Origin of the sequence: Amycolatopsis sp. NPDC001319 (assembly GCF_042896185.1) — a bacterium.
In the GTDB taxonomy this organism is placed as follows: Bacteria; Actinomycetota; Actinomycetes; order Mycobacteriales; family Pseudonocardiaceae; genus Amycolatopsis.
Genome location: NZ_JBIAWY010000014.1, coordinates 35,123 through 60,450 on the forward strand (window position 1 = coordinate 35,123; position 25,328 = coordinate 60,450).

A 25,328-nucleotide genomic window follows, 5' to 3' on the forward strand; every position below is an offset into this window, starting at 1 on the left:
CGTTCCCGGGCCGGCCACGTGTCAGTTCACTGCGCACCCAACGCGCACGCACGCCGCGCGTCGGTGGCGGACACCTTGATGGCTTCCAACCCCACTTCGCACCCGGCCGAAAACCCGCGGGCAGCGGTATTGCAGGCGCTCGTCGACTTCGGACCGACGACGTACCCGGCGCCGGCCAGCGGCCGCGAGAGATCTGTGCGGTTCGGCAAAAATGTCACGGCCGCCGAGATAGGGTGGCAGCGCCTGGTCGACACTCGAAGCGCATGGGCCGACCCGATACTCGCGGAGGTTTTCAATGCGTGACGATGTCCGCAGAAGTCGTGCCCTGCCTCTGCTCGTGGGTGCAGTTGTGGTCGCGACGAGCCTGAGCGGGTGCGGCACGCCGGCCTACCGTCCGATTCATCAAGCTTTGGTTGACCCCGCGGGCACTAAGATCACCGTGCAGCTGGAAGGCGGAGGTTGTGGGTCGATTCGCCTGGAAGCACGGGAAAACAACGACACGGTGTCGTTGGGCGCGGTCGAGGACCGCGACAGCGCGGCACCGCCCTGTTCCCAGATCCTGGCCGCGGTCATCGAGACCGCGACCCTCACGCGACCGCTCGCCGGCCGCGCGCTGACCGACCGTTCGACGGGAGCGCCGATCAAGTACTTCGACGGTGCGGAACTCGCGGCGATCGCCTACGTTCCCGCCGGTTTTCGATTCGACCGCGATCAGTTCGACGCGCAAAGCTCCGCGCCGCCGATCGGCCCTCAAGCCCCCGTTGCGTGGTGCCGCGTCTACACGCACGGCGGTGGTCGCGGCGACGAGTTGTTGGTGACCCAAGCCCTACCCGGTAGTGGAGTTCTCGCCTGGCCTGCCGACAGGACGAGCCGCGTCGGGCGCATGGGCGCGCAAGTGCGACGCAGCGGGTCCTCGGTCGGGCTGGTCTGGACGGCGGACGGGTTCGAGTTCGCGGTGTATTCGCTGGTCTACAACACGTTCACCGGGAGGGCGCTCCCGGTGAACGAATTGGCCCGCGTCGCGGAGAGCATTCAACACTAGCGTCCTTCGCCGGTGGCGTGTCGTTCCGCGCGCACCTGGTATTCCTGTTCCGAGAAAGGGTCCGGCCCCGCGACCGGCAGGCCGCGGGGCCGGGCCGCCACGCGTCACACGGGGTCGATCACCCAGCGGGACGCCAAGCCGACGGTGGACTGGAAGACGACCTGGGCGCCGACTTTGCCGCCGGCGTCCAGGTATTTGCCGCTTTGCGTGTGGCGGATGGAGGTCGGGCCGCTGCCGGTGGTGGTCCATTTCTGGTAGGCGCCACCGTTGCACGGGTAGGTGTAGACGTCGGTGCCGTTTCCGTCGAGGCACTGGCCCGAGGCCGGGTTGCTGAAGATTCCGCCGGCGACGCGCCACACCTGTTTCGCGCTGCGGTCGCAGGTACCGAGGACGAGGTTTCCCTTGCCGCCGGAGACGTTGACCTGCAGGCAGGAGTTGCTGCTGTTTCCGTTGATCAACTGGTAGTTTCCCGCGGCCTCGGCGGAGGTCGCGCCGGCGATCAGGAGGGCCGAGCCGAAAGAGACGGCCGCGCCCGCGGCGGCGATTCGAGTGAGGTTTCCCCGGAATTCCATGATGCGATCCCCTTGCGGTCGTGAATGTTTCCCGGTCCGGAAAGAAAATTACCGACCCGTTCTACAAACCCACTACACGCGTTCTACAGTCAATTCCCGAAACAACTACACAAAAAACTGCGGGGCCCGAGAAACTCCTCGGGCCCCGCAATTCATCCGGCCGCGATCAGCTGGGCACCACGAACAGGTGCGTCATCGCCGAGGTGTGGTTGGGTGTCGAGCCGTTGACGCCGGTTTGGTCGGTGAGGCCGGGGGCCGCGCCGCCGATGGTGCCGGGGTTGCCGCCCAGGTGAGTGGTCGTCACTTTGGCGCTGAGCTGTGTGCAGCCGGGGTTGACGGGCACCTTGGTGTAGAGCGGGATGGCGGCGTGGTTGACGCCCCGCACCACGGTTTCCTCGGTCTGGGCGACGGGTGCGCTCGCGCAGTTCGGGCCGCCGGAGGTGGTGACGGTGAGGGTGAAGCGGGCGGTGGAGTAGTGGATCTTGCTGTCCGGGGTCGGCTCGGGGCCGCGGTGGTACTCGACGTCCGCGATGACGGCGAGGTTCCGGTAGCCCGCGGGCATCGTCGCGTTGACGATCGGGGCGACGGTGCTCGTGGTGACGGGCAGGTTCCCGGCCGGCAGCGACCGCTGCATGGCCGTGCCGTTCACGTCGCCGCCGACGGCGGTCGAGGCGAACCGCAGGGTTCCCGCCACGGTCTCCTGGGCCACCGACGGCGAGGTCGACGCCGTCCGCAGGTACAGCGTGCAGTTCAGGGCGCCGGTCGTCGACGCAGTGACGAGGAACCGGTTGACGATCGTGATGTCGCGCAGCGCCGGGTTCGGGTTGGTGGCCCGGAGGACGTTCTCCCCCATCACGACGTTCGACGCGCCCGCGCCGGAGCACCGGATCTCGTTGTCGATGAGGTTCGCCTGGTCGGCGTTCCAGGCGCGCAGCTCCGAGTAGACGTAGGCGGTCGCGCCGGCGTCGAGCTGCGTGCTGATGGTGGCCAGCGGCACGACCTTCTGGGTCGGCTTCTCGGGCGGCTTCGCCTGCAGGTCGGGTGCATGGGGCACGCCGGTGATGACCGTCGGGCCGAAGTCCTGGCTGGTCGCGGCGGGCGCGGCGACCGCAGGGACGGCACCGAGCCCGGTCAGGGTCAGCGCCACGGCCACGACGGCGGCAGCGGACCGGGCCCGCTGTGCGCGGATTCTCATGCGTTCCTCCGAGGCCAAGGCCGTGGCCTTCCCGGTTGCTCGACACGGGCGGGTGGCGGACCGTCCCCCTCGTCGACGGCCCACCACCCGCACCGGAACCACTGGGTCACGAAGAGCCGACGCGAGGTGGCCGCGTTCGTGAGCCCGGAGGAATCTAGACAGCCGCCCCTACACAGCCCCTACACGTCGCCTACAGAGCAGCGCCGGAGGACGAGCGCTGCGGGTGCCTTCTCTGCTACGCTGCGTTGTCGTTTGCTCAGCTTGGGCGGGGAGCTGTGGGAAACACCGCGAGGTTCGGGATCTTGGGCCCGCTGTGCGTGACGAACGCCGGCCGGCCGTTGAAGTCCGCGGGGCCGCGGCAGCGGGCGCTGCTCGCCGCGCTGCTGGTGCGTACCCGTCAGCCGGTCGGTCTCACCGGTCTCGTCGAGGCGATGTGGGGCGAGTGTCCCCCGAACTCGGCCGTCGCGAACGTGCACACCTACGTGAGCCGCCTGCGGCGCGACCTCGCCGAGATCGGCCTTCGGGACCTGCTGGTCACCGACGGTGGCGGGTACCGGTTGCTCGTCGAGCCCGACCAGCTGGACAGCCACGTTTTCCAGGCGGCGGCCGAGGAAGCGCGCACGACGCTGGCCTCCGGCGACACCGTCAAGGCCGTGGCGGTGTGGGAGGACGCGTGGACAACGTGGCGCGGCGACCCGCTGGAAGACGTTCCCTGCGCCGGGTGGCTGGAAGCCGAGAAGGTGCGGCTGGAGCAGACGGCCGCCGCGGCCCGCGAAGACTTCGCTGACGCGCGCCTGGCAGTCGGCCAGTACAGCACCCTCATCCCCGAGCTGGCGGCGCTGGTGCGGCAGCTGCCGTTGCGGGAAGGCTTGTGGCAGCGGTTGATGCTCGCCCAGCACCGGGCGGGCCGGCGCGCCGAAGCCCTGGAGACGTACCACGCGCTGCGCGAGGTGCTCGTCGACGCGCTCGGCGTCGAGCCGTGCGGCCCGGTCCAGGAGCTGCACCAGGTGATCCTCAGCGGTGAGCCGGCCGAGGCCGACCACAGCGTGCGGCCGATGCAGCTGCCACCCGACATCGACGACTTCACCGGGCGGGCGGCCGAAACGGCCGAGCTGTGCGGCCTGCTGATCCGGCCGTCGAGGTCGGCGGTGGCCGCCATCACCGGCAAGGCGGGCGTCGGCAAGACCGCGCTGGCGATCCGGGTGGCGCACGAGGTCGGCGAGCACTTCGCCGGCGGTCAGCTCTACGTCCGGCTGGGCGGTGCCGGATCGGCGCCGCAGGAACCCGCGACGGTGCTCGCGAACCTGCTCGTCGCGTTCGGCGTGCACCCCCACGCGGTGCCGGAGGACTTCGAGGCCCGCGCCGCGCTGTACCGGTCCCAGCTGGCCGCGCGGCCGGTGCTGATCGTGCTCGACGACGTCACGAGCATGGCCCAGGTCCGCCCCCTGCTCCCGGGTTCGGCCGGGTCCGCCGTGCTCGTCACGAGCCGCGTGCAGCTGGTGGGCGCGCGGACGGTGCACCTCGACGTGCTCGGCCCCCAGGACTCGGTGCGGCTGCTGTCGTCGATCGCCGGCCCGGCGCGCATGAGCGCGGAGCCGGACGCCACGGCCGCGGTGGCGCGCTACTGCGGCAACCTCCCGCTGGCTCTGCGCATCGCCGCGTCCCGGCTGGCCCGCCGCGGCCAGTGGACGGTCGGACGGCTGGCGGACCGTTTGGCCGACGAGGGCACCCGGCTCAACGAGCTGCGCATCGACGACCTCGAAGCGCGCGCCAGCCTGGCGTGGAGCTACGAGGGGCTGGACGAGGTGCAGCAGCGGGCGTTCCGGCTGCTGGGCCTGCTCGACGTGCCCGATTTCCCCGCCTGGGTGGTCGCCGCGCTGCTGGAGGTGGACCTGTCGGCCGCCGAAGACATCATCGACGGCCTCGCCGACGTCCATCTGGTCGAGCTCGCCGGCACCGACCCGGCCGGTCAGGGTCGCTACCGCTTCCACGACCTGCTGCGGGTGTTCGCCCGCGAACGCGCCAACGCCGTCGAGTCGCCCGCCGACCGGACCGCCGCGCTGCGCCGGGCGTTCGGCGCCTGGCTGGACCGGGCGGTGCGCGCGGAGGCGGGTCTGCCGTGCCGGTTCCTCAAGGTTCAGCTCACGCCCGGGCGGCCGCCGACGGCCGAGGGGCTGCCGGCCGATCCCCTCGTGTGGCTGGACGCCGAGCGGGACGCGCTCGTCGCCGTGGTCGACCAGGCTCTCGCGCTGGAGATGACGGCCCTGGCGTGCGACCTCGCCTGCGCGCTGACCACCTTGTTCGACCTGCGCAGCCACTACGACCTGTGGCGGCACACCCACGAGCTCGCGCTGGCGGCGGCCGTGGCCACCGGGGCGCGGCGCAGCCGGGCGATCCTGCACCAGGGCCTCGGCGCGCTGGCGTTCTACCGGGACCGCTACGGCGAGGCGAGCGAGCACTTCGAGCAGGCAAGGGGAATCTTCGCCGAGATCGGCGAGATCCGGGGCCACGCCTACTCGAACCTCGGCCTCGGCAGCGTGCACCTCTACCACGGCAAGCACGACGAAGCGGCGGCCGAGCTGGGGCAGGCGCGGGCCGCCTTCGGCCGGTGCGCGGACGCCAGTGGCGAGGCCTTCGCCCTGCAGGCGCTGAGCATCGTCCACCGCAACCGCGGAAACCTCGAGGCGGCCGCCGAGTGCCTCGACCGCGCGCTGACGACCTTCCGCGGCCTGGGCAGCCGCTACGGCCAGGCGTGCGCGTTGTTCAGCCTCGGGCTGCACCACCAGGCCCGGGGCGACCGCGAGCCGACCGAGCGCGCGCTGGTCGAAGCCGTCGAGCTGTTCCGCGCGGCCTCCTGCCCGCGGGACGAAGCACTGGCCCTGCACGTGCTCGCCGCCACCTGCGCCGCACACGGCGACGCGGACCGGGCGTCGCAGCTCATGGCCCAGTCGCTGACGGTGTTCTCCCCCGAGGACGAGAGCGTCGGCAAGGCCTGTTCCCTGTACAGCCTCGGCTGGGTGGCGCACCGCAACCAGCGCCTCGACGAGGCCGCCGCCTGCTTCGACGAGGCCTCGCGCCTGTTCGAACGGCTCAGCATGCCGCTGCACAACGCCCGCGCCCTCTCCGCGCTGAACGACCTCGGGCTCAGCCTCCCGGGCCGGTGAAGCTGATCGTCTTCGTCAGGTGCCGCTGCAGCACCACGAAGACGAGCAGGCACGGCAGCCCGGTGATCGTGGCGGCGGACATCAGCTCGCCGGCGGTCGGGTTCCCGGACTCCAAAGTGGACAGCCCGACCGTCAGGGTGCGCATCGCGTCGGAGTGCCCGACGACCAGCGGCCACAGGAAGTCGTTCCAGTGCCACAGGAACACGAACACGGCGAGCGTGGCCAGCACCGGACGGCACAACGGCAGCACGATGCTCAGGTACACCCGCCAGTCGCCGGCGCCGTCGACCCGCGCGGCGTCGAAGACCTCGTCGGGCAGGGCCCGGATGAACTGCCGCAGCAACAGCACGGCCTGGGCGTTGGCCAGCGTCGGGACGATCAGGCCCCAGTAGGTGTCGGACCAGCCGAGCTGGGCGATCACCACCAGCGACGGCATCAGCAGCGCCTGGAACGGCACCATCATCGTCGACAGCATCGACCACAGCAGCACTTCGCGGCCGGCGAACCGCTTCCTGGCGAACACGTACGCGGCCATCGACGACGAGAGCAGCACGGCCACCACGGACACCACCGAGTAGACGACCGTGGTGAGCGTCCAGCGCAGGAAGCTCTCGGTCGAGAGCACCTCGGCGAGGTTGTCGAGGGTGAGCGAGGTGGGCAGCCGGTACGGGATCGTCGGCGCGTTGCCCGGGGAAAGGGCGACGACCAGCATCACCACGAAGGGGCCGATCGCCACCAGCGAGGACAGGGTCAGCAGGACGACCGGCCAGATTCCGCGGCGCATCACGGGTTCCGCTCGAAGGCCCGGCGCTGGGTGAGCGACACCAGCAGCACAATCGCCCACAGCGCCACCCCGATCGCGGCGGCGGCGCCGACGTCGAAGTACCGGAACCCGTAGTCGTACACCGCGTACGCGAGCGTGTAGCTGGCCCGCACCGGGCCACCGCCCGTCATCACGTACACGGTGTCGAACACCTGGAAGGCGGCCATGGTCTCCACCACGACGACGAAGAACACCGCCGGCCGCAGCGCGGGCAGCAGGACGTGGCGGAAGCGTTGCCACGCACTGGCGCCGTCCACCTTCGCCGCCTCCAGGCAGTCGGCGGGGACGTTCCGGATGCCCGCGAACAGCACCAGCATCGCGTACCCGAAGCCTTTCCAGACGCCGACCACGGCCAGCGTGGGCAGGACCAGCGCCGGGTGCTGCAGGAACCCGGTGGGTTCGAGGACCCAGCGCCAGACGACGCCGCTCAGCACCAAGCTGGTGGCGTACGGCGCGAACAGCGCCGCGCGGAACAGGCCGCGGCCCCACGGCACGGCGTGCAGCAGGACCGCGGTGCCCAGCGCCACCACGACGGTGAGCGGCACGTAGACGGCGACGTAGCCGAGCGTGGTGCGCAGGCTGCCCAGGAAGATCTCGTCGTGGGCGAGGCTGACGAAGTTCGCCGCGCCCACGAACCGCGAGCCGCCGCCCGGGTGGTAGTCGGACACGCTCAAGCCCACCGCGCCCAGCATCGGCAGGAACCGGAACAGGGCGAACAGCACCAGCACGGGGAGCAGGAAGACGAGCACCGTCAACGACTCCCGCCATCGCCCCATCACCCGCTGCCGAGCAACGCGTCGACCTCCTCGGCGGCGTCGGCGAGCGCCGCCTCCGGGGTCTTCTCGCCGAGCAACGCGGCCTGCAGGTGGGGTGCGAGCAGGCCCATCACCTTGCGGGCCTGGGGATGGGCGTCGCCGGCCGAGGCGAACGGCAATGCCCGGGCGAAGCTCCGGTGCACGTCGTCGCCCGCCGGTGGCGACGCGTCGGGCCAGGGCGGGAAGAAGCCGGAGTCGGCGCAGAGCTCGCCGACCAGCGCCGGGGACGTCAGGTAGGCGAGCAGTTCCCGTGCCTCGGCCGGCTTCTTCGTGCCGCGCAGCAACGACACCGCGCCGGGCGTCCCGAACGTCACCTCGCTGCGGTCCCGCAGTGGTGCGCCGACGACGGTGTTCTGCGCGCCGATCGCGGCAATGACGTTGCGGGCCGCGGCCTCGGTCATGGCGGGCGACATCGCGGCCCGGCCCGTGGCCACGGCGTCTTCGGCCACGCCGCTGCGCTTGGTCGCCACGTCGTCCGGCAGGCCGTGCACGGCTTCGAGGCCGACCAGGAACTTCAGCGCCGACACGCCCTGCGCCCCCGCGAACGCGCTTTTCGTGCCGTCTGCGGTGAACACGTGGCCGCCGGCCTGCCACAGCAGCGGGTAGAAGGTGAGGTTCAGCGGCTCCTCGGTGGAACCCGAGTAGTCGACGATCGGGACGCCGCGCGCGGCGAGCTTCGGCGCGTCCGCCTCGACCTCGTCCCACGTCCGCGGGAGCCGGGTGATTCCGGCGTCCGCGAACAGCTTCCGGTTGTAGACGGTGGTCGTCACGGTCCGGTACAGCGGCACGCCGTAGGACTGCCCGGCCACCCGCAGCGCGTCGAGCACCGGCGGCGAGTACGCACGTTCGCTGCCGGCGAGCACGTCGTCGACCGGTTGCAGCGTCTTCTCGGCGACGTACTGGGGAATCATGTCCGACTGCAGCAGGACGACGTCCGGGCCGTCGCCCGCCATGAGCGCGGCGCCGAGCTTCTCCTCCCGGCCCGCCCAGGGCTCCAGTTCGATGTCGAGGTCGACGCCGTACTCGCGTTCGAAGCCGCTCTCGACCTTCTGCCAGAAAGCCCGGCTCTGCGCCTGATCGTCGATGACCGGGTACATCCACAACGTCACCGCGTCGCCGCTGTCCCCGCCGCACGCCGCGAGGGAAGCGGCGGTCAGCACGAGCACCGCGGCGGCTTTGGTGGAGCCGGGTCTCATGCGGCCGGGTCCGTCCCGGCCTCGAGGCCGAAGAGGCGGGCGGCGTTGCGCCCCATCACGTGGTCGTACTCGTCGTCGGTGAGGTCGGCCTCCAGCACCACGCCCATCGCGATGGCGGGATCGACCAGGGTGCTGTCGGTGCCGAACAGCATCTGCCCGAGCGGAACGCGGTCCAGCGCGTAGCGGAACCGGCCGCGGTCGGTGATCGAGCAGCACGGCTCGAGGTAGAGCCGGTCGCTGCGGCGGGCCGCCTCGACGGCCGTGCGCCACGCCGGGCCGCCCATGTGCCCGGCGATCACGCGCAGGTCCGGGTACCGCTCCAGCACGTCGACCAGTCCGAGCACCGTCTCGTCCCACGTGTGGACCAGCACCGGCAGCCCGGCCTCGGCGGCCAGCCCCAGCGCGTCGCGGACCGCCGGCGACATCAGCGGCCGGCCCGGGTAGGTCGTGTGCACCTTGACCCCGACGAACCTTCCCGTGGGCCGGTACTTCTCCAGCTCGCGCGCCGCGGCGGCGAGGTCGTTGGGGTTCACCACGACGTAGCCGAGCAGGCGCGGCTGCGTTTCGAGGACCTCCGCCAGCCGCCGGTTGCCGGAGACCATGTCGTAGGTGACCGCCTCCGACGCCGAGACGACCTGCCGGTCGATGCCGTAGCGGTCCATCAACGCGAGGTTCAGCTCGACGCTCCCCACTTCCGTGCTGAAGAACCAGGGCCCGGTGTGGCCGTGGACATCGATGATCATGCCGGGTCCACCAGCCACGCCGCAGCGGTGCCGCCCGCCACCTGCTGCCATTCCCGGTCGTCGAGCGCGGCCGTGCGCAGCCGCAGCGCCGAGGGCAGGACGTCGTGCAGCGGGGCGCGCGACCCGTAGGCCAGGTGGTGCGCGCCCACCTCCCCCGCGATCCGCTCGATGGAGTCGGGGCCGCACAGCATCCGCGTCGAGGCCACGAACCCCGGCTCGCGGCGGGCGAGCACCACGAAGTCGGCCACTCGGTAGGCGTGTACATCGAGGAAACACACGCGCGCGCCGCGGCCGGCGAACGGCCGCCAGAAGCTGCTGAGGTCCCCGCTCGTCAGGAGCACCATCCCGTGGCCGACCGCGACGTCCACGAGGTGCGCCAGCCCCGGCGAGTCCGCCTCGACCCACTGCTCCGGCGGGAAGAGCCGCAGCAGCCGCACCCCGGACTCGACGAGCCGCTCGATCTCGGTCTCCGCGGTCAGCGCGTCGCGCACGTCGACGGCGCCGACCGGGACGAACTCCGCTCGTTCCCGGGCTTTGCGCATCTCGTCGTTGCCGGTGCAGGCGTCGAACAACGCGCCTCGCAACGAGCAGACGAGGCCGCGCCGGATCCGGTGTTTCTTGTGAAGCGCGGTCACGGCCTCCAGCGACGCGTCGAGCCGGCGGCTCGGCACCACGCCGAACAGCACGTCGACATCGAGGTCGATCTCCTGCCGTTCGACGGGCACCGGGGGTAAGGGCGATCGGTTCAAGCTTGCTCCCCGTCCGTTGCGGATGGGGGCAGCCTCCTGCGTGGTGCTACAAGATCACTACACACGGGTGCCCGGTCGGCTAGCGCCCGTACACCGCGGCGGTGAAGCCGGCCTCGGCCGCGAGCGTGCCGAGGCCGGCGGCGTGGGTGGCCGGCAGGAGGACGAGGGGGTAGCAGTCCGACTCGATGTCGAGGACCGCGAGGGCCGTGCCGGTGGTGAGGAGCTGCTTTCCGGCCGCTTCGAGGAATTCGTAGGTGGGCAGGTCGAGCTCGGCGAGGGCCTTCCAGAGCTCGTCGGCCGCCGGCGCGGAGCGCAGGGCGAGCAGCCGCCCGGCGATCTCGTCGGGGGCTTCCTTCCAGTCGACCTCGGCGAGCAGGCCGTGGTCGGTGAGGGCGTCGACCAGGGCGATCCACGGCAGGAGCTCGAACGGTTCGTCGATGCCGCGCTCGTCGAGGCGCTCGGCGTGGTCCCGGACGTAGGTGTCGGGGTCGTCGTGGGCGGCCAGCGCTCGCTCGGCCACCTGCGGGGCGTTCGGTGCCAGCAGGGTGGCGACCTCGGCGAGGGCGGCACGGATCGGGGTGGTCATCGACGTCCTCCGCGGGGCCGGGTGGTTCAACGCCAGGATGATCGCACCCCGGCGTGGCCGGGCGTCGCCTCGCCCGGGGTGTCGGCCGCGCAGGGCACGGCGACGGCACGTGTGAGACCCGCCGAATCCGGCCCGGCACCAGCGGAAACACCCCTATACTCGGCGCCTGTGATCGACGTCCGACCGCCGGCGCCGGAACGAGCTCGGGCGTTCCTGGACGACCGGAGACCCCCGACGCCCTGCCTCGTGATCGACCTCGACGCGGTGCGGGACAACCACGACCGGCTGCGCGAGGCGCTGCCCGAAGCGCGGATGTACTACGCGGTGAAGGCGAACCCGGCGCCGGAGGTCGTGCGGTTGCTCGTCCGGGCCGGCGCGGGGTTCGACGTCGCCGGCCGCGAGGAGATCGAGCTCTGCCTCGCGCAGGGCGCCCGGCCCGAGCTGATCTCGTACGGCAACACCGTGAAGAAGGCGCGGGACATCGCGTTCGCGTTCCGGGCCGGGGTTCGCCGGTTCACCTTCGACAGCGCCGAAGACCTCGGCAACCTGGCCGAGCACGCGCCCGGGTCGACGGTGTCGTGCCGCGTGCTCGTGGACAGCTCGGGCTCGCAGACGCCGTTCGGCCGGAAGTTCGGCTGTGCGCCGGAGATGGCGGCAGACCTGCTCACGCGCGCGGCCGCCCTCGGGCTGGACCCGGAAGGCGTCGCGTTCCACGTCGGCTCCCAGCACCTCGACCCGCGGGCGTGGGACGCCGGGATCGCCACCGCCGCGAGGGTCACCCGCGAGGTGGCGGCGCGTGGCATCGCGTTGCGCGGCTTGAACATCGGCGGCGGGCTGCCGGGCCGGTACACCGCCACTCCCCCGCCGCTCGCCGACTACGCGGCGGCCATCCGCGCGTCGATCGCACGGCACTTCCCCGTGGCGCCGGACCTCGCGTTCGAGCCCGGGCGGGCGGTGGTGGCCGACGCCGGGCTGATCCGCAGCGAGGTCGTGCTGGTGTCGCGCAAGTCCGCGGCCGACGAGAAGCGCTGGGTGTACCTGGACATCGGCCGGTACGGCGGGCTGGCCGAGACCGAGAACGAGGCCATCGCCTACCGCCTGGAGACCGCGCACGACGGAACTCCCGACGGCCCGGTCGTCGTCGCCGGCCCCACGTGCGACGGCGACGACGTGCTCTACCTCCGCACTCCGTACCGCCTGCCGCTCGGGTTGGCGGCCGGGGACCACGTCGACATCCTGAGCGCGGGTGCGTACACGCAGAGCTACTCTTCGGTGTCGTTCAACGGGTTCCCGCCGTTGAAGACGTACTTCGTCGGCGGAGAACCGGACGAGATCGGCGAGTTCGCCGGCCGGCACGTGCTCGCGGAGTTCTCCGGAGTGGCGGCCGCGCTGCTCGACGACGTCGAGTTCCTGTGCGAGAGCTTGGAACGCGCGCTGCGCAAGGCGGGCGCGACCGTGCGCGAGGTGACGTCCACGCGCTTCGCCCCGCAGGGCGTGACCGTGGTCGCGCTGCTGTCGGAGTCGCACGCGTCGATCCACTCCTACCCCGAGCGCGGGTCGGTGTTCGTCGACGTGTTCACGTGCGGGCGCCGCGCGGACCCCGAACGGGCCGTGCAGCTGCTGCAGGACATGCTCGGCGCTACGGCGGCCCGGACCAGCACCATCCACAGAGGACAGGACACCCGGTGAACATCACGGAACCGGTCGGCGCCGGCCTGACGCGGGTCTGGCAGGTCTCGGACGTGCTCGTCGACACCCGCACCGACTACCAGCACCTGGTGATCGGCAAGACCGCCCAGGGCATCTCGCTGTTCTGCGACGACGAGCGGCAGAGCACCGAGCTGAGCCAGCTCGTCTATCACGAGGCCCTGCTCGTGCCCGCGCTGCTGCTGGCCGCCGAGGTGAACCGCGTGCTGGTCGTCGGGTCCAGCGAAGGCGTGGTGTGTCAGCTCGCGGTGCGGGCGGGCGCGTCGGTCGTCGACCACGTGGACATCGACGCCCAGGCGGTGCGGCTGTGCGCGGAGCACCTGCCCTACGGCTACTCGGCTGAGGAACTGTCCACCGCCGAGCGCGGCGACGGCCCGATCCGCGTGCACTACGCCGACGGCTGGGAGTTCGTCCGCACCGCCACCGCGAAGTACGACATCGTGGTGGTCGACCTGCCCGACGAACAGGACGGCACCGACGCACAGCACAACCGCTTGTACGGCACCGATTTCCTGCGCCTGTGCCGGAACCTGCTCACGCCCGGCGGGGTCGTCGCGTACCAGGGCGGCTGCCCGACGCTGTGGCGCAACTCGACCCTGGTGAAGTGCTGGCGGCGGTTCACGGAGACGTTCGCCGCACCGGTGTACTTCGGCTCGGACGAACACGAGTGGGCATTCCTCTTCGGCACCCGACTCGACAAGCCGGTGGACACCATGGTGCGCCGCTGGCCGACCCTGCCGTACCGCCCGCAGACGATCGACGAGCTCACCCTGCGCGGAGCTACGGTGCCACCGCTCGGTCTCCGCCGCTGATCGGCTGGTGCTCCCCCGCTCGCGCAAGGAGGCGCCGGGCGAGTCCGAAGGTCCGGATCAGACCTGGGCGAGCTTCCGTTTCGAAGCAACCACCTGCGGAGCACCGCATCGCGCGCACATCACGGCGCGCCGGGCGCGTTTGGCGACCAGTACGCCGGGCGCCGCGGCCTCGAACTCCTGCACCACGGCGTGCGACTTGCACGTGGCGCCTCCACAGTGGACGCAGCAGCCGATCGCCGGGGTGGTCGTGTCGGTTTCGGTGCAGTCGATACAGATCACAGCAGGTTCTCCTGTCCAGAGTGGTGCCACGGGGTCACCCGGCCGGCATCGGGGTGCCGGGGCGGAGGTTCACTTCCGTGGTGAGGTGCCTTCAGCCTCGCGGCTGAATTTGATTCAGTCAAGAAAAGGCGAGTTGTCCTCCGTCACAGCAGATTCGCGACGACGTCGGGCAACAGGCGGAGGAACGCGCCCATCGCGGCGCTCTCGTAGGCGCCGGCGCGGCGGAGCAGGACGACCGTGCGCGGGGGAAAGCCGGGGTCGAGCGGGATCGTCGTGAGGTCGGGGTGGTCGTGGGCCAGGACGTCGGGCAGGACGGTCGCGACGGGGCTGCGCCGCACGATTTCCAGCAGTGCCTGGATCGAGTGGGCTTCCACGGTGATCCGGGGGTTGACGCCGTGCCGCGCGAAGTACGCGTCGATGTGGGTGCGGGTGACGAAGTCGCGGGTGAGCAGCGCGAGTTCCGGATCTTCGAGCGAAGCGGCCGCGCGGCCGCGGACGAGGCTCAGCGTCTCCTCGAACAGCGCCGTGGCACTGATGCCCGGCGTGGCGCTGGCGCTGTCACCGAACCCGATGCCGGCGTCGAGGTCGTCGGCGAGCAGGCGGGCCTCGATCTCGTCCTGCGCGCGCTCCTCGATCGTGAGGGTCACGCCCGGGTGGCGGGTGCGCAGTTCGGCTGCCAGCGGGCCGACGAGGTAGGTGGTGAACGTCGGCGTCGTCGCCAGGCGCAGGTGGCCGCGGGAGAGGTCCTGCACGTCGTGCACGGCGCGTTCACCGGACGCCAGGTCGCGCAGGGCTTCCCGGACGTGGCGCACGTAGGCCTCGCCGGCGTCGGTGGGCCGCACCGCGCGGCCCGTGCGGTCCAGCAGCTGCACGCCCAGCGCGCGTTCGAGCTGTTTGATCTGCTGCGACAACGTCGGTTGCGAGACGTGCAGTTCCTCCGCGGCACGGGTGAAACTGCCGCACTCGACGACAGCGAGCAGGTAGCGAAGGTGCCGCAGTTCCGGTGCCATGAACCCCACTATAGGCGGCAGCAATAGGGATCATTCGATCTGCGACTTGGCGCCTATACGGGCTCGTCAGGCATCGTGAAAGCCAAGCCCACCACGGAGGTGATCCGAATGCAGGACACGGCAGAAGGCGTCCGGCACTTTCAGCAGGACGTCTACCCGCACAAGGCCCAGTTGTTCGAGCACCTGGCCACCCACCACAAGCCGGACACGCTGTTCATCGGCTGTTCCGACGCGCGGGTCGTGCCGGAGCTCATCACGAGCAGCGAGCCCGGTGAGCTGTTCGTGATCCGCACCGCCGGCAACCTGGTCCCCGCCTACCACCCCGGCGCGGACCCGGTCACCGCCAGCATCGAGTACGCCGTCGCCGCCCTGGGTGTCACCGACGTCATCGTCTGCGGCCACAGCGCCTGCGGTGCCATGACGGCTCTGGCCGAGAACCACGACCTCTCGGCGACCCCCGCCGTCGCCGGCTGGCTCGAACAGGCCGACGCTTCCCGGGCCCGGGTGAAAACCCCGGGCAACGTCCCGGAACTGGTGCGCCAGAACGTGCTCGCCCAGCTGGCCACCCTGGCCACCCACCCCTCGGTCGCCCGCGGCCTCGCCACGCGGACGCTCGGCCTCCACGGCTGGGTCTTCGACATCCCCACCGGCCACGTCGACGTCCTCGACGCGGCCTGAAAACCCACCACGAAAGGAAAACCGTCCCGTGCTGCACACCCAGATCGACCCCACCGCCCGCGAAGTCCTCGCCATCGCCGCCGTCGAGGCCAAGACCCGCAAGGACCTGTCCTGGCAGCAGATCGCGGACGCCGCCGGGCTTTCGGTCGCGTTCGTCACCGCGGCCGTGCTCGGCCAGCACCCCCTGCCCGAGCCGTCGGCCGGGCGGTCGCCGAGCTGCTGGACCTCGACGCCGACGCCGTGACCCTGCTGCAGGCCGTGCCCACGCGCGGCTCGATCCCCGGGGGCGTGCCCACCGACCCGACGATCTACCGCTTCTACGAGATGATCCAGGTCTACGGCACCACCCTCAAAGCCCTGGTGCACGAGCAGTTCGGCGACGGCATCATCAGCGCGATCAACTTCAAGCTCGACGTGCGCAAGGAAGCCGACCCCGAGGGCGGCGAGCGGGCCGTGATCACGCTCAACGGCAAGTACCTGCCGACCAAGCCGTTCTGATCCGTCCGATGTGGACAAACCCGGGCCTCGTCGCCCCGAGGAAGGACCGGTGAGGAAACCGATGTCCGGTCCGCTCGGCGGGTTGCGGAAACCCTTTCCCCTCAACCTGTTCGGCGTCGCCTTCGGACTGTCGGGCCTGGCCGGGACCTGGACGGTCACCGCCGGCGCCACGGCCGCGATCACCACCGCCTGGTGGCTGGTCGCGGCCGCGGTCTGGCTGGGCAGTGCGCTGCGCTACGGCCTCGCCGCCGGAACCGCGCGGCGGATGCTCGACGACCACGCCCACCCCGTGCTCGGTCCCTTCGCCGCGCTCGTGCCCGTCACCGGAATGCTGCTCGGCAGCCAGCTTTCCCGGTTCGCACCGCAAGCCGGACGAGTCGTGGTGCTCGTCATGGTCGCCGCGGCCGCCACGATCGGCGCGCTGTACCTGACCAGAGCCCTGACCGGCCGGCACGACCTCGACAGCCAGCACGCCGGCCACCTGCTCCCCACCGTCGCCGCCGGGCTGATCGGCGGCCAGTCCCTCGCCACCGTCGGCCTCCACGACGCCGCCCTCGCCGCCTTCGCCGTCGGCATGCTGATGTGGGTCCTCCTCGGCGCGACGATCCTCGCGCGCCTCGCGTCCCGGCCACCACTGCCCGACGCACTCGTCCCCACCCACGCGATCTTCGCCGCCCCGCCGGCCGTCGCGGGCAACGCGTGGTTCACCCTCAACGGCGGCGCCCCCGACCTGTTCGAACACGCGCTGCTCGGCGTGTTCGCCCTGTTCTTCCTGTCCCAGCTGACCCTGCTCCCCCGCTACACCCGCCTGCCCTTCACCCACGGCTTCTGGGCCCTGACCTTCACCATCGCCGCCGGCGGCACCTACGGCATCCACTGGCTCACCGCCACCCACGCCGCCGGCGCCACCACGTGGACCGTCCTCGCCGTCACGACGGCGCTCATCGCGTCGATCGCGGTGCGGTCGATCGCGCTCGCGATCCGCGGCACCCAGCCGGCTGTCCGACGCGTGCGGGCGGCACGGTTGCCGGCGGTCTCGCTACGTTGGCAGCACACAAGAGGGGGTAGTGCTGATGGTGGACTGGGCCCGGTTGTCCCACGCGTACGGACCGGCGACGGACGTGCCGGCCATGCTGGCGGGAATGGTGTCGGCCGACGAAAGTGACCGCGGCGTGGCACTCGACCAGTTCGAGGGCGCGGTGTTCCACCAGCAGTCCCTTTACGACAGCACGGTCGCGTCCCTGCCTTTCCTGCTGGACGCCGTGGTCACGCCGGGGCTGTCGGCGCGCGGCGAGATCCTGGAGCTGCTGGCGGCCATCGGCCGGGGCGCGGCGGCCGGTAGCAGCCAGCACTCGTCCGAGGCGGCGCGCACGCTGGCCGCAGCGGCGCCGCGGCTGCGCGGCCTGCTCACCGACGCCGACGCCCGCGTCCGGGCCGCCGTCGCTGAGGTGCTGGCACTCGACGCGGGCAGTGCACCCGGGCTGGTGCAGCGGCTGGCGGCCGACCCGGATGCCGAAGTCCGAGCCGCGTTGGCGCGGGCGCTGGCCGGCGCCGTGCGCGCCGGGCACGTTTCCGAACCGGACGCCGAGTCGATCGGCGAAGCCTTGTCCGCGGCGGGAACCGACCCGTCGCCGCTCGTGGGCATCGCCGCGCTCGCGGCGGCCGGCGGCCTGCCCGGACCGCTACCGGCGGGGTTCGTCGCACGGCTGACCGAAGTGCTGGACGCCGCCTACGGCGAAGGGGAACCGCCACCCCCACCGCCGGAGGCGGTCCCCGGGACGTTGCGCGGCATGCTCGCCGAGCGCCGGAACGCGGAACTCGCCCTTCGGCCGTCGCCGCACCTGGCGGACCTGACCTCGGAAACCAGCTGGGTGATGGGTGATCACGTCGGCGAACGCGTCGCCTTCCTGGCGGCCCAGCTGCGCGCACCCCGCTGGGTGCAGCGGGGCGACGCGCTGCACTCGGTCCACGCGCTGGCCCGGGGCTGGCGCGGGGACTACCGCGAACTGGCCGCGCTGACCGGCGAGCAGCTGCGGGACCGCCGGTTGATCGAAGCCGCCGCGAACACGTTGTGGTTCCTGCGCGAGCTCGCCGCCCCCGCGGCAGATGACCTCGTCGCCTGTCTCGCCGAGATGGCCCGCGAGGTGACGGGCTACGTGCCCGGCGGCGAGCCCGCGTGGCTGCGGCTGTGGCCGGGTGCGCGCGATTCCGAGCCCAGCCAGGTCATCACCGCCCTTGCCCTGATCGGCGACGTCCGGGTGCTGCCCGCGCTGGGCTGGCTGCTCGACCACGAGGACATGCCGCCGTACCTGGGCAGTTCCCTCGAGGTGTTCGGGCCGGCGGCCGCCGAGCTGCTGCCGTCGATCCGCCGCAGGTTGCGAGACCTGCCCGTGCTCGAACACGACGTCCGGCGCGACCGGTTGCTGGACGCCGTGGGCGCGATGGGAGCCGCTGCCGCGCCCGCGGTACCGGAACTGCTGGGGCTCGAAGCGAGCTACCCGGTCGTCAAGGCGCTCGGCCGGATCGGCCCGGCCGCCGCCGAGGCCGGACCGATGCTGCGCACTCTCGCCGAACGCGGTGACCCGGCGGCAGCCCTGGCGTTGTGGCAGATCGAAGGCGACGCCGACCTCGCCCTGCGGCTGTCCGGGCCCCAGCTGGAACCCGGCGCCCAGGATGCCGCGGCCGGCGCGTCCACGTGCAAGACGCTGGGGCCGGCCGCGATCGCGTACGCACCGCAACTGCGTCGGTTGCTCGACCACGAGGCCGAGTGGACTCGCCACCACGCGGCTTACGCCTGGTGGCGAGTCACCGGGGACCCCGAGCCGGTTCTGCCGGTGTTCGCCGCCCTGTGGGAGGCCAGTGTCGCCCAGCGGCCCGCGATCGCCGCGTGTCTCGGCGAAATCGGATTCGCGGGCGAAGCGGAACCGTTGCTGCGCAACGAACTGGCGTCCACGCGGCGAAGCGGGGTGACGCGGATCGCCGAACCGTTCGACATCGTGGACGCGCTCATCATCTCGGCCGACGAGACCCTCCTGGGCGACTGCCGTGCGGCGCTGGGGAACCGGGCACCCTGAAGCCCGGTCAGGTGGCCTCGCCACTGCGGCCGTGATCACGGCGGCAACCGGAACCTCAGGAAGACCGGCCCGCCCCCTCCGTCATGGTGCGGCGCAGGCGTTCCCGCTCACGGTCGTCCGACGTGTCCGCGCAGGCGGGGCGCGGGTGGTGCCGCCGGCCGGCGGCGAGGACGAAGCGGGGCCGGTGCAGGGTCGACAGGTCGGTGGTCGGGTCGCCGGTCACGGCGATGAGGTCCGCGCTCAGGCCGGGAGCCAGCCGGCCGGTCACCGCGGACAGGCCGCAGACCGAGGCGGCGACGTCGGTGGCGCTCGCCAGGACGCCGCGGGGTGGCAGGCCCGATTCCGCCAGCAGGTCGAGGCCGTCGGCGTAGCGGTCGAAGTGGACGAGGGGGATCCCGGCGTCCGTGCCGGCCACGATGGTCGCGCCGAGGGCCACCAACCGGCTCAGGTTGTCGAGCACGGCGTCGCGTTCGTCCCAGGGGCAGAGGTACTCCGCGGCGGTGCAGGCGGAGTTCATGGTGGGGCTCACGGCGATGCCGCCGGCGACGATGCGGGCCGCGATGGCCGGGTCGAAGCGCGTGCCGGTGCGGGTGACCCAGCCGCAGTGTTCGATGCAGTCGACGCCGGCCGTCACGGCGCGGTCGATGCCCTCCACGCCCAGGGCGTGGGTCGTCACCGGGAGGCCGAGCGCGTGGGCCTCGGTCACCAGCGCGGTGAGCTCCGCGGTGGTGTAGCGCGCTTCCGACGGGTGACTGCCCGGCGTCATGAACCCGCCGGTGGTCATGACCTTGATCAGGTCGACGCCGTCCTCGGCGTGGCGTTGCACCCGCATGCGCAGTTCGGCGACGCCGTCCGCGACGCCGCCCATGGACTCGGCGTGGCCACCGGTCACGGTGATCGGCGCGTTCGCGGCGAGGATCCGGGGTGCCGCCTCGGGCAGGGTCGGCAGGAGGTCGCGGATCTCGGTGCCGAGCGTGCCGGGCGCGCCGAGATCACGCGCGGTGGTGACGCCGGCGTCCAGCAACCGCCGGGCATTGGCGATCATACGGTGGCGCAAGGTTTCCTCGTCGTCCGGCCCGGCGAGGCTGACGGCGCCGGCGGCGGGTTCGAGGGCCAGGTGCACGTGGCAGTCGATCAGGCCCGGCATGAACGTCGTGTCGCCGAGGTCGGTGGTGTCGTCGGCCCGCGGCGCTGAAGCGCGCGGGCCGGCGTAGGTGATCAGGCCGTCCTCGACGCACACCGCCGCGTCCTCGATCAGCGGTGCCGCCGAGCCGGTCAGCAGGCGCGCGGCCGTGTAGCGCTCGCTCATGCCGACCGCCGGTACTCCGCCAGCGCCGCGCAGAACCTCTCGACGTCTTCGCTGGAGTTGTAGTAGTGGAACGCGGCCCGCAGGATCGACCCGCGCGGCGACGTGACGATCCGCCGCTCGGCGAGGAACCGGCCCAGCGCGTCGGGATCGGCGTCGACGACGGCGACCTGCGGCCCCGGCCGGGCGTCGGGCATCGGACGGCTGAGCACCTCGCCCGCGTCGGCCAGCCGCGCGGTGGCCTCCTCGACGAGGCTCGCCACGTGCCGCCAGCGGGTCACCGGGTCCACCTCGGCCAGCACCTGGAGCCCGGCCTGGGCCGCGTACACCGCGGGAATGCCCGGAGTGCCGGACTCGAAACGGCGCGCCGCGGCCGGGCCGTCGAGCGCCACCGGGTCGAAGCCGAACGGGTCGGTCCGGCCGAACCAGCCGGTCATCGTCGGCCGCTGCTCGTCCTCGACGCCGGCGCGGGCGTACAGCGCGGCGACGCCCGGCAGCCCGAGCAGGTACTTCAGCGTGCCGGTCACCAGGTAGTCGCAGTCGATCTCGGCGACGTCGACCGGCACGACACCCGTCGCCTGGTACGCGTCGACGAGCACCCGCGCGCCGACCTCGCGGGCCAGCTTGGCGATCTCGTTGACCGGCTGCAGCGATCCGTTGGTGTAGAGCGCCAACGGAACTGACACGAGCCGCGTCCGCTCGTCGATCTGCGCGCGGTAGGCCTCGACCACACCGAGCTCGCGCATCGCCGCGTCGTCGACCCAGCGCATCTGCCCTTCGCCCGGCCGGCCCGCGTGCAGCACCTGGCCGACGCTGGGGAACTCGGCCGACATCGACACGACGACGTCCTCGTCGGCGAACCGCAACGCGCCGACGGCCTGGTACGCGGCGTGCGAAGCCGAAGGCACCAAAGCGATCTCGTCCGCGCTCGCGCCGAGGAAGGCCGCGATCGACGCCCGCAGACGCTCCACTTCGGACATCCACGGTCCCCACGGCGCTCCCTGGTCGCGCAGCAGGTACGCGAACTCGGCCAGCGCGGCGGTCACCCGGGTGGCGATGGCGCCCTGGCTGCACGACGCGAGGTGCGTCGTGTCGACGAGACTGGGGAACTGCTCTCGGAACCGCTGCGGGTCCACGAGTCACCTCCGTGCACGCTGATGGTCTTGGTCAGTCACAGTGAACATGCGAAAGCCTGGCTGCGCAATACCCGGGATGCCGGTTGACGGAGCAGGGGCCATCACCCACACTGATGCGAATTCATCACAGCTGAACACCTCGCCGTGTCCCCTCAGGAGCGCCCATGTCCGAACCCAAGCACCCGGCCCGCCGCCGGTGGCACTGGTTACTGCTGCTGATCCCGTTCGTCTGGTGCATCGCCGCCATCCCGCTGGCCAACCGCGTCGGCTACCTGTTCGGCTCGATCCCCTTCCTGCTGGCGTGGATGACCCTCGGCGTCCTCGCCGGGTCCGCCGCCATCGGCGCCGTCTACGTCATCGATCGCCGCAACGGCGATCTGGACCGGTTCTAGGAGCGCGCGATGGCCCTGATCCTGGCGTTGGTGATCGCGGTCGGCTCGATCGCGTGGGGCACGGTCGCCGCGGCCCGCGGCCGGAAGATGAACCTGCAGGAGTGGTCGGTCGGGAGCCGGCGCTTCGGCACCTGGCTGTTCTGGTTCCTGATGGTCGGCGAGACGTTCACGACCTTCGCGCTGCTGGGCGCGTCCCAGAGCGTGTTCAGCAACGGCGCGCCCGGCTACTACGTGCTGGGCACCATGGTGCTCACCGCGGCCGTCGGCTACTGGGTGGTGCCGCGGATCTGGCGCGCGGGCAAGCAGCACGGCCTGGTCACCATGGGCGACTACTTCACGACCCGGTTCTCCGCGCCGTGGTTCGGCGGGCTGATCGCGGTGTTCGGCATCGTCTCGCTGCTGCTCTACGCACAGGTGCAGCTGACCGGCCTCAGCCTCATCCTGGGCAGCCTGTTCGGCGACAGCCTGCCGTCGCTGGCCTACGTCGTCGCCGGCGGCGTGCTCGTGGCCGCGTTCGTGCTCGTCGGCGGGATGCGCGGCGCGGCGTTCACCGCCGTGGTCAAGGACGTGCTGCTCATCGCCGTGCTGCTGGTGATCGCGGTCGGCGCGGCGAGCGCGGCCGGGGCGAGCGGGCCGCTCGGGGTGTTCGACACCCTCAAGGACACCCAGCCGCACGCGGCGACGCTGCCCGGTATCAAGGGCACCGCGGCGACGAACACGTGGTGGTGGATGAGCTTCCTGCTGATCACGCCGCTCGGCTCGTTCGCGCTGCCGCACATGTTCCAGGTGTCCTACACCGCCAAGGACGTGGCGACGATCCGGCGCAACCAGGTGATCCAGCCGCTGTACTCGCTGTTCTACGTGCTGATCGTGCTCATCGCGCTGGCCGCCGTGCTGGCCCTGCCGAACCTGCCCGACAAGCAGGCCAACGCGTCGCTGCTGATCTTCGTCCACGACAAGTTCCCGAGCTGGGTGATCGGGCTGCTCGGCGGCGCGGGGATTCTCGTCGCGCTGGTGCCGACCGCGGTGCTGGTGCTGACCGCCAGCAGCCTGTTCACGCGCAACGTGGTGGGCGGCGTCTCGAAGAAGCTGGCCGGTTCGCTCACGATCTCCCGGGCCGGCGTGGTGGTCTTCACCGCGATCGTGGTGCTGCTCGTGGCCCAGAGCAGTTCGAAGCTGCTGACCATCATGACCAACGTGTACAGCGCCGTCGGGCAGCTGGCTCCGGCGCTGTTCCTGTCCATGCTGTGGCGGCGCGTCACGGCCGTCGGGCTGGCCGCGGGGGCGGTGTGCGGCGGGCTGATCGTCGGCGTTCCGCAGCTGGGGGCGCTCTTCGCGCACACGGTGCCGCCGGGCACGGTCATCGGCCTGCCCGCCCTGGTGGTCAACGTCGTCGTCACGGTGCTGGTCAGCCTGGTCACGCGAGCGCCCGCCGCGGCGGCGGTCGACACCGGGACCGGCAGCAGTGCGCCGGCCGAGGACCGGCAGCCCGTCGGTGAGGCCGCGCTGCGTTGATGGCGGCTCCGGACACCTTCCGGCCCCGGGCGCGCGCCCGGGGCCGGACACACCGCGGCCCGGCCGGGCGACCGACGATAATGGCCGGATGACCATGACCCGGATCCGTGAGTTCCGCACCCTCCGGGGCCTGACCGTCCGCGAGCTGGCGGACCGGGCCTCGGTGTCCACCGGGCTGATCAGCCAGGTCGAACGCGGCGTCACCGACCCGAGCCTGGAGACCATGCGGCGGATCGCCGAGGTCCTCGAGGTGCCCCTGTTCAGTCTCTTCCAGGACGGCGAGCACGACACCGTCGCCGTCATCCGGCGCGAGAACCGCTACCGCATCTCCTCGCCGCACCACGCGATCACCTACACCCGCGTCTCCCCCGGCGGCGCCAAGCTCGAGGTGCTCGAAGGCCGGCTGGAGCCGGGCGCGGTCTCGGCGGACACCCTGCGCTCGCACCCGTCGGAGGAGTGCGTCGTCGTGCTCACCGGCCGCCTGACGGTCGAGGTCGGGGACCAGGTGCACGAACTGAAGACGGGCGACAGCTGCCACTTCGACTCGAACATCCCCCACCGCTTCCGCAATGACGGGCGGACGAGCGCCCGGTTCATGGTGAGTGTGACGCCGCCGAGCTACTGACGACGGGCTCGCGGCCGGGCCTAGAGGTCCGTGGCGCGCGGGTGGTGCGGTTCGTAGATCCCCACCTGACTGCCGCCCGGGAGCCGGAAGCCGCTCAACCGCCCCCACCGTTCTTCTTCGACCGGTGCGCACGCGACGCCGGCGGCGGCCAGGTCGGCCAGCGTCGCGTCCAGGTCGTCGCACATGAGGTACAGCTCGTGGGACGGCGGGCCGTCGGTGGGGTGGACGGCGAGCTCGGCGGGCGGGAGCTTGAAGATCAGCCAGCCACCGCCGGCGTCGACGTGGGGGAAGCCGAGGACGTCGCGGAGGAAGGCGCGGTCCGCGTCGGCGTCGTGGCTGGAGACGATCACGTGGGCTCCGCTGATGGGCATGCGGTCACTGTCGCACACCCCACCCCGCGAAGGCTCATTCCCGCAGGAAACCCGCGGTCACCTCGTCGTCGGCGAGCACGTCGTCGCCGTAGAGGTCCTGGAGCCAGTTCGTCTGGTAGATCGTGTCGAGGTAGCGCTCGCCGAGGTCCGGCGCGATGGCGACGGCCGTGAGCCCGTGCCCCTCGTGTTCGGGGAGCCAGCGCATGGCGCCGCTGACGACCGTGCCCGTGGAGCCGCCGAAGAGGAACCCCCTGCGGGCCAGGCGGTGGCAGCTGCGGATGGTGTCGGCCTCCTCGACGGCGATCACCTCGTCCACATAGGACTCGTCGAGCAGCGCCGGCCGGACGCTGGTGCCGAGGCCGGGGATCATCCGGCGGCCCGGCGCGCCCCCGAACGTCACGGAGCCGGCGCTGTCCACCGCGACGATGTGGACCGGCCGGGGCCACTCGCGGAAGAACCGCGCGCAGCCCATCAGCGTGCCCGTGGTGCCCGCGCCGACGAACAGCACGTCGAGTTTCGGGAACTGGCGGGCGATCTCCGGCGCGGTGGTCCGGTAGTGCGCCTTCCAGTTGCCCGGGTTGGCGTACTGGTTGAGCCACACGTACCGCTCGTCGGTGGCACACAGCTCCCGCACCAGCGCGAGCCGCGCCCCCAGGAAACCACCGTCGGCGGCGGGCTCCGCGATGATGTGCACGCGGCTGCCCAGCGCCTCCATCAGGCGCCGGCTGGCCAGGTTGCAGCGCGAGTCGGTGACGCAGAGGAACCGGTAGCCCTTGCTGGCGGCGACCATGCTGAGCGCCACGCCGAGGTTGCCCGACGACGACTCGACGAGGATCGAGTCCCGCGTCAGGAGTCCCTGCCACTCCGCGGCCTCGACCATCTCGGTCGCGGCCTTGAGCTTGATCGACCCGGCGAAGTTGAACCCCTCGCACTTGAGGAACAACGAGTGCCCGAAGATCGACTCGAGGTCGACGTAGAGCTCTTCCTCGTTGAAGTCCGTGGGATCGGATATCACGGTCACGATGACCCCCTCCCTGGTG

27 protein-coding genes and 1 pseudogene are annotated in these 25,328 nt (G+C 71.7%); 14 read left to right on the top strand and 14 right to left on the bottom strand.

Going from position 1 to position 25,328, the window contains the following annotated elements; all coding sequences use genetic code 11:
* The first annotated feature begins 78 nt into the window (after nt 1-78).
* A complete protein-coding gene (locus tag ACFY1H_RS39545; protein WP_386955247.1) occupies nt 79-303 on the top strand; it encodes a hypothetical protein in 225 nt (74 codons plus the stop codon).
* Nucleotides 296-1,042 carry a hypothetical protein gene (locus ACFY1H_RS39550; RefSeq protein WP_386955248.1) on the top strand — a complete coding sequence of 249 codons (747 nt, stop codon included), beginning with the start codon at nt 296-298 and terminating at the stop codon, nt 1,040-1,042. Before ACFY1H_RS39545 ends, ACFY1H_RS39550 begins: the two co-directional genes overlap by 8 nt.
* Before the next feature lie 104 nt (nt 1,043-1,146).
* Here the strand turns inward: ACFY1H_RS39550 and ACFY1H_RS39555 are convergent, their stop codons facing one another.
* Both ACFY1H_RS39555 and ACFY1H_RS39560 read right to left on the bottom strand, forming a co-directional pair.
* On the bottom strand, nt 1,147-1,614 hold the full coding sequence (locus ACFY1H_RS39555; RefSeq protein WP_386955250.1) for a ricin-type beta-trefoil lectin domain protein: 468 nt from the start codon (nt 1,612-1,614) through the stop codon (nt 1,147-1,149).
* Between the two features lie 166 nt (nt 1,615-1,780).
* Nucleotides 1,781-2,809 carry a hypothetical protein gene (locus ACFY1H_RS39560; RefSeq protein WP_386955252.1) on the bottom strand — a complete coding sequence of 343 codons (1,029 nt, stop codon included), beginning with the start codon at nt 2,807-2,809 and terminating at the stop codon, nt 1,781-1,783.
* Nucleotides 2,810-3,126: 317 nt separating this feature from the next.
* Here ACFY1H_RS39560 and ACFY1H_RS39565 point away from each other — a divergent pair, with 317 nt between their 5' ends.
* Nucleotides 3,127-5,973 (top strand): BTAD domain-containing putative transcriptional regulator, encoded by a 2,847-nt coding sequence (locus tag ACFY1H_RS39565; protein WP_386955254.1) that lies wholly within the window; start codon nt 3,127-3,129, stop codon nt 5,971-5,973.
* On the opposite strand, the gene ACFY1H_RS39570 is transcribed toward ACFY1H_RS39565, so the two are convergent.
* From ACFY1H_RS39570 to ACFY1H_RS39595, 6 genes are all read right to left on the bottom strand, one after another.
* The gene (locus ACFY1H_RS39570; protein WP_366581695.1) at nt 5,954-6,757 is read right to left on the bottom strand and encodes a carbohydrate ABC transporter permease; all 804 of its coding nucleotides are present in this window, start codon (nt 6,755-6,757) and stop codon (nt 5,954-5,956) included. The genes ACFY1H_RS39565 and ACFY1H_RS39570 overlap by 20 nt on opposite strands.
* Nucleotides 6,757-7,572 carry a carbohydrate ABC transporter permease gene (locus tag ACFY1H_RS39575; protein WP_386955256.1) on the bottom strand — a complete coding sequence of 272 codons (816 nt, stop codon included), beginning with the start codon at nt 7,570-7,572 and terminating at the stop codon, nt 6,757-6,759. Before ACFY1H_RS39575 ends, ACFY1H_RS39570 begins: the two co-directional genes overlap by 1 nt.
* Nucleotides 7,572-8,807: an extracellular solute-binding protein gene (locus ACFY1H_RS39580; protein ID WP_386955257.1), complete on the bottom strand. Its 1,236-nt coding sequence runs from the start codon at nt 8,805-8,807 to the stop codon at nt 7,572-7,574. Before ACFY1H_RS39580 ends, ACFY1H_RS39575 begins: the two co-directional genes overlap by 1 nt.
* Nucleotides 8,804-9,550, bottom strand: a complete 747-nt coding sequence (locus ACFY1H_RS39585) for an amidohydrolase family protein (protein WP_366581692.1) — start codon at nt 9,548-9,550, stop codon at nt 8,804-8,806. The genes ACFY1H_RS39580 and ACFY1H_RS39585 overlap by 4 nt, the downstream gene beginning before the upstream one ends.
* Complete coding sequence (locus tag ACFY1H_RS39590) at nt 9,547-10,275, bottom strand: hypothetical protein (protein ID WP_386955259.1); 729 nt, start codon at nt 10,273-10,275, stop codon at nt 9,547-9,549. The genes ACFY1H_RS39585 and ACFY1H_RS39590 overlap by 4 nt, the downstream gene beginning before the upstream one ends.
* A 103-nt stretch (nt 10,276-10,378) precedes the next feature.
* Nucleotides 10,379-10,885 (bottom strand): DUF6630 family protein, encoded by a 507-nt coding sequence (locus ACFY1H_RS39595; RefSeq protein WP_386955260.1) that lies wholly within the window; start codon nt 10,883-10,885, stop codon nt 10,379-10,381.
* Between the two features lie 246 nt (nt 10,886-11,131).
* Between ACFY1H_RS39595 and ACFY1H_RS39600 the strand changes: the two are divergent.
* From ACFY1H_RS39600 to ACFY1H_RS39610, 3 genes and pseudogenes are all read left to right on the top strand, one after another.
* Nucleotides 11,132-12,121, top strand: a pseudogene (locus ACFY1H_RS39600) (type III PLP-dependent enzyme); the annotation flags it as partial.
* A 60-nt stretch (nt 12,122-12,181) separates the two neighbouring features.
* Nucleotides 12,182-12,574 carry an adenosylmethionine decarboxylase gene (gene speD, locus ACFY1H_RS39605; protein ID WP_386955501.1) on the top strand — a complete coding sequence of 131 codons (393 nt, stop codon included), beginning with the start codon at nt 12,182-12,184 and terminating at the stop codon, nt 12,572-12,574.
* Nucleotides 12,571-13,404, top strand: coding sequence for a spermidine synthase (locus tag ACFY1H_RS39610; protein WP_386955262.1), 834 nt, complete (start codon nt 12,571-12,573; stop codon nt 13,402-13,404). The genes speD and ACFY1H_RS39610 overlap by 4 nt, the downstream gene beginning before the upstream one ends.
* Nucleotides 13,405-13,461: 57 nt before the next feature.
* On the opposite strand, the gene ACFY1H_RS39615 is transcribed toward ACFY1H_RS39610, so the two are convergent.
* Both ACFY1H_RS39615 and cynR read right to left on the bottom strand, forming a co-directional pair.
* A complete protein-coding gene (locus tag ACFY1H_RS39615) occupies nt 13,462-13,683 on the bottom strand; it encodes a DUF2180 family protein (RefSeq protein ID WP_366581688.1) in 222 nt (73 codons plus the stop codon).
* A 143-nt stretch (nt 13,684-13,826) separates the two neighbouring features.
* Complete coding sequence (gene cynR / locus ACFY1H_RS39620; RefSeq protein WP_366581687.1) at nt 13,827-14,693, bottom strand: transcriptional regulator CynR; 867 nt, start codon at nt 14,691-14,693, stop codon at nt 13,827-13,829.
* Between the two features lie 108 nt (nt 14,694-14,801).
* Between cynR and ACFY1H_RS39625 the strand changes: the two genes are divergently transcribed.
* Genes ACFY1H_RS39625 through ACFY1H_RS39645 form a run of 5 tightly spaced genes read left to right on the top strand, consistent with a single transcriptional unit; the run spans nt 14,802 to nt 18,943 of the window.
* Nucleotides 14,802-15,371 (top strand): carbonic anhydrase, encoded by a 570-nt coding sequence (locus ACFY1H_RS39625; RefSeq protein ID WP_366581686.1) that lies wholly within the window; start codon nt 14,802-14,804, stop codon nt 15,369-15,371.
* Nucleotides 15,372-15,399: 28 nt separating this feature from the next.
* On the top strand, nt 15,400-15,615 hold the full coding sequence (locus ACFY1H_RS39630; protein ID WP_386955265.1) for a hypothetical protein: 216 nt from the start codon (nt 15,400-15,402) through the stop codon (nt 15,613-15,615).
* Complete coding sequence (cynS, locus tag ACFY1H_RS39635; RefSeq protein WP_386955267.1) at nt 15,612-15,869, top strand: cyanase; 258 nt, start codon at nt 15,612-15,614, stop codon at nt 15,867-15,869. Before ACFY1H_RS39630 ends, cynS begins: the two co-directional genes overlap by 4 nt.
* Nucleotides 15,870-15,918: 49 nt before the next feature.
* Entirely contained in the window at nt 15,919-17,034 is a 1,116-nt protein-coding gene (locus ACFY1H_RS39640; protein WP_386955269.1) for a hypothetical protein, read from the top strand.
* Nucleotides 16,943-18,943 carry a hypothetical protein gene (locus ACFY1H_RS39645; RefSeq protein WP_386955271.1) on the top strand — a complete coding sequence of 667 codons (2,001 nt, stop codon included), beginning with the start codon at nt 16,943-16,945 and terminating at the stop codon, nt 18,941-18,943. Before ACFY1H_RS39640 ends, ACFY1H_RS39645 begins: the two co-directional genes overlap by 92 nt.
* 55 nt (nt 18,944-18,998) lie before the next feature.
* Here ACFY1H_RS39645 and ACFY1H_RS39650 read toward each other — a convergent pair whose 3' ends face one another.
* Together ACFY1H_RS39650 and ACFY1H_RS39655 are read right to left on the bottom strand one after the other, a co-directional pair.
* Nucleotides 18,999-20,252, bottom strand: coding sequence for an amidohydrolase family protein (locus ACFY1H_RS39650; RefSeq protein ID WP_386955273.1), 1,254 nt, complete (start codon nt 20,250-20,252; stop codon nt 18,999-19,001).
* Nucleotides 20,249-21,385: an aminotransferase class V-fold PLP-dependent enzyme gene (locus ACFY1H_RS39655; RefSeq protein WP_366581681.1), complete on the bottom strand. Its 1,137-nt coding sequence runs from the start codon at nt 21,383-21,385 to the stop codon at nt 20,249-20,251. The genes ACFY1H_RS39650 and ACFY1H_RS39655 overlap by 4 nt, the downstream gene beginning before the upstream one ends.
* A 164-nt stretch (nt 21,386-21,549) precedes the next feature.
* Here ACFY1H_RS39655 and ACFY1H_RS39660 point away from each other — a divergent pair, with 164 nt between their 5' ends.
* From ACFY1H_RS39660 to ACFY1H_RS39670, 3 genes are all read left to right on the top strand, one after another.
* A complete protein-coding gene (locus ACFY1H_RS39660) occupies nt 21,550-21,777 on the top strand; it encodes a DUF3311 domain-containing protein (protein ID WP_366581680.1) in 228 nt (75 codons plus the stop codon).
* A 9-nt stretch (nt 21,778-21,786) separates the two neighbouring features.
* Complete coding sequence (locus tag ACFY1H_RS39665) at nt 21,787-23,292, top strand: sodium:solute symporter family protein (RefSeq protein ID WP_366581679.1); 1,506 nt, start codon at nt 21,787-21,789, stop codon at nt 23,290-23,292.
* Nucleotides 23,293-23,380: 88 nt separating this feature from the next.
* Nucleotides 23,381-23,917 (top strand): XRE family transcriptional regulator, encoded by a 537-nt coding sequence (locus tag ACFY1H_RS39670; RefSeq protein ID WP_366581678.1) that lies wholly within the window; start codon nt 23,381-23,383, stop codon nt 23,915-23,917.
* Nucleotides 23,918-23,937: 20 nt separating this feature from the next.
* Here the strand turns inward: ACFY1H_RS39670 and ACFY1H_RS39675 are convergent, their stop codons facing one another.
* The gene (locus ACFY1H_RS39675; RefSeq protein ID WP_366581677.1) at nt 23,938-24,288 is read right to left on the bottom strand and encodes an extradiol dioxygenase; all 351 of its coding nucleotides are present in this window, start codon (nt 24,286-24,288) and stop codon (nt 23,938-23,940) included.
* A gap of 34 nt (nt 24,289-24,322) precedes the next feature.
* Nucleotides 24,323-25,309: a 2,3-diaminopropionate biosynthesis protein SbnA gene (sbnA, locus tag ACFY1H_RS39680; protein ID WP_366581676.1), complete on the bottom strand. Its 987-nt coding sequence runs from the start codon at nt 25,307-25,309 to the stop codon at nt 24,323-24,325.
* Nucleotides 25,310-25,328: the final 19 nt, after the last annotated feature.